This window comes from Acinetobacter sp. YH12072 (assembly GCF_013419565.1).
Classification (GTDB): domain Bacteria; phylum Pseudomonadota; class Gammaproteobacteria; order Pseudomonadales; family Moraxellaceae; genus Acinetobacter.
In genome coordinates this window covers 1-1,192 of sequence record NZ_VOZV01000094.1, presented here as the reverse complement: position 1 = coordinate 1,192, position 1,192 = coordinate 1, and the positions used below count along the sequence as shown (strand labels likewise).

1 protein-coding gene is annotated in these 1,192 nt (G+C 49.0%); it reads right to left on the bottom strand.

The features are described 5' to 3' along the window. Positions 1-2: 2 nt before the first annotated feature. Positions 3-1,192 (bottom strand): aldehyde dehydrogenase (NADP(+)) (locus FTU19_RS16155; protein ID WP_180131921.1); only part of this gene is annotated, 1,190 nt, incomplete at its 5' end.

Sequence of the window (1,192 nt, the reverse complement as noted above, 5' to 3'; positions counted from 1 at the left end):
TTTTAAATTCTGTTTTGAGTCATTTCCCCATTGACGAGTCTCAGCAGGTTCAGTGGATTCTCATCTCTTAATGCTTCAGGCAACAGACTTTGCGGATAGTTCTGGTAGCAGACCGGACGTAGATAACGGTCAATCGCCAACGTTCCCACAGAAGTACCACGTGCGTCTGAAGTAGCCGGATAAGGTCCGCCATGTACCATGGCATCACAGACTTCTACACCGGTTGGATAGCCATTCAACAATAAGCGGCCTGCCTTTTCTTCCAATACCGGTACTACATCGGCAAACTCCACCAGATCCGATTCATCCGCAATCAGTGAAGCTGTTAACTGTCCATTCATGCTGCTTAAAGCCTGTAGTAACTGGGCTTTGTCTTCTACTTCAATCACAATCGTAGTGGGTCCAAAGATTTCTTCTTGCAGAAGTTGATCACCAGCAAGCAGCAGTTCAACCTCTGCTTTGAAGAGTTGCGGTAATGCCTGCTCCCCTTGTTGCTCCTGACCGGCCAGGTGCTGAATGCCGGAATGCTCGGATAAATGCGATAAGCCAGAAACATAGCTGTTTAATGTCCCTGCATTGAGCATGGTTTGAGCCGGCTTGTTTGCCATGATTTCACTGAGCTGTTCAATGAGCCGTGTATATTCAGGTGATTTAATTCCCAGGATCAATCCTGGATTGGTACAGAATTGGCCACAACCCAGTACTACTGAATCTGCCAGCTCCTGGGCAATCTGATCACCACGGTTTTTTAAAGCTTCAGGCAGCATCAGCATCGGGTTGATACTGCTCATTTCAGCAAAGACCGGAATCGGCTGTGGACGTGCTGCTGCCATATCGCATAGTGCACGGCCACCTTTGAGGGAACCGGTAAAACCGACGGCCTGAATTAATGGATGTTTCACCAGTAAGGCACCGACAGCATTACCATAGATCATGTTAAACACCCCTTTGGGCATGCCTGTTTTCTCAACGGCACGTTCAATGGCCTGAGCCACATAGTCTGCAGTGGCCATATGCCCGCTATGGGCTTTGACCACCACAGAACAACCTGCTGCCAATGCAGAAGCGGTATCACCACCGGCGGTCGAGAATGCTAAAGGGAAGTTACTTGCCCCAAAAACGGCAACTGGCCCTACACCGATTTTAATCTGACGTAAGTCTGGTCGTGGTAAAGGTTGACGGTCTGGTAGTG